This window comes from Micromonospora sp. M51, from assembly GCF_018070305.1.
GTDB lineage: Bacteria > Actinomycetota > Actinomycetes > Mycobacteriales > Micromonosporaceae > Micromonospora > Micromonospora parva.
Window position 1 is genome coordinate 1 of the sequence record NZ_JAGPXZ010000475.1, and the last position, 4,867, is coordinate 4,867.

Consider the following 4,867-nt stretch of genomic DNA (forward strand, 5'->3'; position numbering starts at 1 on the left):
GGGCGCGCTCCAGCGCCGGCCAGGTGCGCGCGTCGCGGACGAGCAGCACCGGCGCACCCGGCATCAGCCGGTCGGCCAGAAACGTCGCGTACGCGGCCGGTAGGGCCCGCCACGCGGCGGTCAGCGACACGGTCGCCCCGGTCAGCGCGCCACGGCTGGCCGGGCAGTGCACCTGACGCAGGTGCAGGTCGGCGTTGCCGGCGAGCAACCGGGTGGCGAGTGCCGCGCCGTGCTCCGCGGCGTCCGCCGGGCGGTCCACCCCACCCTCGGACCAGTGCACCGTCATTTCGAATCCCGCGGGCAGCCACGGCACGCCGAGAGCCACCGCGAGGTGGGCCACCGCGCCGTGCGGGGAGCCGATCAGCACCCCGGGGTAGCGCCGCCGGGGGTACTGGTCGACGAACCAGCGGGCCACCCGGGCGGCGTCCACCTCGTCGGTCTGGGCCACTGTCAGCGCGACCCGGCCGGCGGCGCGGGTGGCGGCCGCGCGGCGTACCGGTTCGGGGGCGCCGGGGAAGCGCGACGTCGGCCCGGTGTGCCCGAGGTCGGCGCAGTCGACCCCGCGCAGCGCCCGCGCGGTGGCGGCGACCAGCACCCGGGCGCTACTGCCCGCTGCCACGACCCGGTCGCCGGCGAGACCGGCGCCATCGGCCGTGAGCCCCTTGCGCACCTTGTGCACCGGCCCCACCTTGCCTCGTTCGCTCACCACGCGGCCCGGCTTCCCGTCCCGATGGGGTTCAAACGGGGCATCACCCACCCGGCGGCACATTCCGCTGGTCAGCGGGGTGCCCCGGTCATCACCGGCGTTCGGTCGCGCGGGTTTCGGCAGGGTCAGGGCGGGCACTTCCGGGGCCATGCACACCGACGACACCAGCGAGCCCGCCGCCGCCACGATCACCCCGTACGAGGACGGACCGCTGCTGGTCCGTGGCGACTTCGCGCTGGTCACCCCGGACGGCGAGCGCATCGACGCGCGGCGCGGCACGGTGGCGCTGTGCCGGTGCGGCAAGTCGGCGCTCAAGCCGTTCTGCGACGGCACCCACAAGGCGATCAACTTCCGGGCGGGCACCACCCGCGAGCGCTGACCCAGGTCGTCGCGTCACGCCGCGCAGGCGCACGGTCGGGCCACACCAGAGTCACGCCGCCTTTGCTCTGCACCCGCCCACGCGCCAGTTACGCAGCGTGCGTGGTGCGCAGGCGGGTGCAGAGCAAAGGACGGATTCCGCGCGGCAGGCCCCACCCCGACAGCCGGCGGTGTGGATCAGACGAGCGCGGGCGGAGACGGCGGGGCCACCGCGGGCAACGCGACAAGCGACACCGTGGGCGGCAGGTCCGGCGGGGCTGGTGTCCGCAGCGAGCTACGGCCGTCGGCCCAGCTGTCCAGCAGGTGCGCGGCGAACAGCCGGTCCACCGCGAGCCCGGCCGCCGCGCCGAAGAGCACGTCGGAGGCGAGGGCCGGCTCCAGGCGGACCAGGCCACCGCACATGTCGTGCGCGGCGATCTGCTCGTGCACCGCGTCGGCCTCGACGTGCTCGTCGTAGAAGCGGGTGGCCACCTCGTCGAAGCCGAGCCGGCGCAGCCCGTTGCCGTAGCGGCGGTTGGGCAGCGAGGAGGTCATCTCGAACGCGGCCAGGTGCCCGAGCAGCGCACCGCGCAACCGTCGGTGCAGCCCGAACAGCGACATCAGGTTGTTGGTCGCCAACGTCACCGCCGGCACCACGTCGACGTGGGCGCCGTAACCGGTGTCCAGGCCCAGCCGGTCGAGGGTGCGCCGGAACAGCTCGGCGTGCATCCGGTCCAGCCGCCCGTTGCCGTACTCGTCGGTCTGGATCTCCACGAGCGCGGCCTTGGCCGGACCGCCGAGGCGGGGCAGCGCCCAACTGTGCGGGTCCGCCTCGCGCAGGTGGTACACGGAGCGGTGGGCGACGAACTCGCGGAACTGGGCGAGATCGGCGCGTCGTTGCAGCTGCGCGGCCAGCGCCGGTCCGTCGTCGGCCGCGACCAGCTCGGTCAGGCCGGCCGCCACCCCGGCGGCAGGCACCGACGGCGCCCCGACCAGCCGGCGCAGCGCCGCCTCGAAGACGCGTTCGCCGCGGGCCCGCAACGCCAGCAGTGTCGGCTGCCACTCCCACGACTCGTCCACCCCGAGCCAACCCCGGTAGTGCAGCTCGTAGCAGAGGAACAGCGTCAGCTGAAGGTCCTCGTCGACGATCGGGTCCGCCGGGTCGAGGCCGACGCCGAGATCGGTCGGCAGGTCGTGCGGCGGACGCCGCAGCGCTTCGATGACCGCCGTGGAGAGCGGACCCCGCGCCCTCGGCAGGGTCGCGGGACCGTAGCGGCGGTCGGCGGGTACGGACATCGGACCTCCAGCGTCGTCGGGCCGCTACTGATGCCCTGGTCCAGGGTCGCTAAACGAGATCATCCGCGGTCACGGTGACCTCCACCTGCTCGCGGACCTTCCGGGCCGCGGCGCCCTCGGCGTACAGACCGCGCAGGTCGGCGAACGCCGGCTCCGGCGGCGCCAGCGACACCGCCGGGTCGACGACCGCCTCCAGTACGCAGGGGCGGTCCGCGGCGAGGGCCTCGTCCCAGGCCGCGCCGACCAGCTCCGGACGGTCCACCCGCACCCCGTGCAGCCCCAGCAGCCGGGCCCAGCCGGCGTACGGCACGTCGGGCCGGCGGTGGGTCGGGTCGGACGACGGCTGCCGCCCGCCACCCATCCCGTTCTGGTCCCGGTTGTTGAGCACCAGCACCACCAGCCGGGGGTCGCTCCACCGCTGCCAGAGGTGCGACACGGTGATCAGCTCGGCGAGCCCGTTGAGCTGCATCGCCCCGTCGCCGACCAGCGCGACCACCGGCTGGTCCGGGGCGGCGAGCTTGGCCGCCACCGCGTACGGCAGCGCGCAGCCCATCGACCCGAGGGTGCCGCACAGCTGCGCGTTGACCCCGGGTGGCAGGGTGAGGTGCCGGGCGTACCAGTAGAGGACCGAGCCGACGTCGACAGCCACCGCGCCGGTGCCGGGCAGCCGGGCGGACAACTCCTGCAGGACGAGCTGCGGGTTGACCGGGTCCGCGGCGGCGGCGGCCCGCTCGGCGGCAGCCTCCCGCCACCGGTCCACCGAACTCTCCACAGTGGCCCGCCACTGCTGCTCGGGCCGACCGCGCACCCGGCTCAGCAGCGCCCGTAGGGTCTCGGCGGCGTCACCGACCAGCGGCACGTCGGCCGGGTACCGGGTGCCGATCCGGCGGCCGTCGATGTCGATCTGCACCGTGCGCGCCTGCTCCGGCATCGGGAAGTAGTCGGTCCACGGGTCGTTGGTGCCGACCATCAGCAGGGTGTCGCAGCCACCCATCAGCTCGGCCGCCGCCGGTGTGCCGACCTCGCCGAGCACCCCGGTGTGAAACGGCAGCCGCTCGTCGAGCACCGGCTTGCCCAGCAGTGAGGTGGCCACCCCGGCGCCGAGCCGGTCGGCCATCTCGATGATCTCGGCAGCGGCGTCCCGACCACCCTGGCCCACCAGGATCGCGGTCCGCTGGCCGCCGCTGAGCAGCTGCGCGGCGGCGTCCAGGTCCGCCTCGTGCGGCAGCACCCGGGCCAGCGGCTCACCGGGGGTCGCCGTGATCACCCCGGCGCTGTACGACTGGAGGTCGGGCACCAGCGCCTCCTGCAACTGCCGGGGCAGCACCACGCAGGTCGGGCTGCGGGTCGCCGCCGCCGTCCGGAACGCCTGGTCCAGCAGCGCCCCCACCTCCTCGGGGCGGCGACCGTACCGGACGAACTGGTTGCACACGTCAGCGAAGAGCCGACTCAGCCCGATCTCCTGGTGCGCGCCGCCGAGCGGCCCGGAGATGTCCTCACCGACGATGGCCACCACCGGCTTGCTGTCCAGCTTGGCGTCGTAGAGGCCGTTGAGCAGCTGGACGGCGCTGGGCCCCTGGGTGGCGAGGCAGACCCCGATGCCGCCGGTGAACTTGGCGTGCCCGGTGGCCATGAACGAGGCGGTCTCCTCGTGCCGGGCCGGGATGAACGCCGGCTCCCCGCCGGTGCGGTCCAGCGCGTCGACCAGCGGGGCGATCGCCTCCCCCGGGTACCCGAAGGCGCGGGGCACCCGCCAGGCCAGAAGCCGCTCGACCACCACGTCGGCCACCGACCGGTCAACCATTGCCGCGCCCCGGTGTGCTGGGGTCGACGTAGCGCAGTACCGCGCCCACGCCGTCGGTCAGGTCCGGCGCCTCGTCCGGGCCGAGCACGGTCAGTGCCGCGTCGGTGCCGACGAGCGCCCGGACCAGTGCCGCGTCGGCGCGTACCCGCTGCGGGTCGGCCACCGACATGGCGGCCAGCTGCCCCGGGTCGACGGCGATCTCGGTGGGTTCCGCCCCGATCCACAGCTCACCGTTGGCCGACGGGTCGTCCACGATGAGCATCATGTCCACCTGGTTGCGTTGCAGGGCCGAGACGACCGCGTCGAGGCCGCCGCCGACGTCCTCCTGCACGCCGAACTTGTCCAGCGCGGCGCTGATCCGCTGGTCGGCGATCTCCGCGATGGTCTGCACGGTGAGGTCGTCCAACATCGTCTGGTCGGCGCCGCCGGCCCGGGACCCGGCATCGGTGCGCACCACCCGGTCCTGCCAGCGCTCCGGCATCTGGGCGGCAATCATGCCGGTGGCCCGGACGTCGCCGGCCACCACCACCACGTCCGCGCCGACCCGGTCAGCCAGTTGCACCGTCGCCGCGGTGACGTCGCCGGCGTTCTGGTGCCACGCCTCCATGGCGGCCCGCTGATAGCGCGACTGGGACCAGCCACCGGGCTTCGCCCGCCGCAGCGGGTACTCGTCCCGGCCGGCGACGTGCGCCCGCCGGGGCACC

At 74.7% G+C, this 4,867-nt stretch carries 4 protein-coding genes and 1 pseudogene; 1 reads left to right on the top strand and 4 read right to left on the bottom strand.

Going from position 1 to position 4,867, the window contains the following annotated elements; translation table 11 throughout:
• Positions 1-670 (bottom strand): annotated as a pseudogene (locus KBX53_RS22390) (hypothetical protein); the annotation flags it as partial.
• Between the two features lie 184 nt (positions 671-854).
• Between KBX53_RS22390 and KBX53_RS22395 the strand changes: the two are divergent.
• The gene (locus tag KBX53_RS22395; RefSeq protein WP_030332684.1) at positions 855-1,085 is read left to right on the top strand and encodes a CDGSH iron-sulfur domain-containing protein; all 231 of its coding nucleotides are present in this window, start codon (positions 855-857) and stop codon (positions 1,083-1,085) included.
• Positions 1,086-1,261: 176 nt separating this feature from the next.
• Here KBX53_RS22395 and KBX53_RS22400 read toward each other — a convergent pair whose 3' ends face one another.
• The 3 genes from KBX53_RS22400 to KBX53_RS22410 all read right to left on the bottom strand — a co-directional run.
• On the bottom strand, positions 1,262-2,359 hold the full coding sequence (locus tag KBX53_RS22400) for an iron-containing redox enzyme family protein (protein WP_210861455.1): 1,098 nt from the start codon (positions 2,357-2,359) through the stop codon (positions 1,262-1,264).
• Between the two features lie 49 nt (positions 2,360-2,408).
• On the bottom strand, positions 2,409-4,163 hold the full coding sequence (locus KBX53_RS22405; protein WP_210861457.1) for a thiamine pyrophosphate-binding protein: 1,755 nt from the start codon (positions 4,161-4,163) through the stop codon (positions 2,409-2,411).
• A partial coding sequence (locus KBX53_RS22410; protein WP_256443398.1) for a Vms1/Ankzf1 family peptidyl-tRNA hydrolase occupies positions 4,156-4,867 on the bottom strand: 712 nt, incomplete at its 5' end. The genes KBX53_RS22405 and KBX53_RS22410, both read right to left, overlap by 8 nt.

What these genes read in the sequence shown, in the direction of transcription:
- KBX53_RS22405 (WP_210861457.1), bottom strand. Translation starts at nt 4,163, where the DNA reads ATGGTTGACCGGTCGGTGGCCGACGTGGTGGTCGAGCGGCTTCTGGCC.
- KBX53_RS22395 (WP_030332684.1), top strand. Translation starts at nt 855, where the DNA reads ATGCACACCGACGACACCAGCGAGCCCGCCGCCGCCACGATCACCCCG.
- KBX53_RS22400 (WP_210861455.1), bottom strand. Translation starts at nt 2,359, where the DNA reads ATGTCCGTACCCGCCGACCGCCGCTACGGTCCCGCGACCCTGCCGAGG.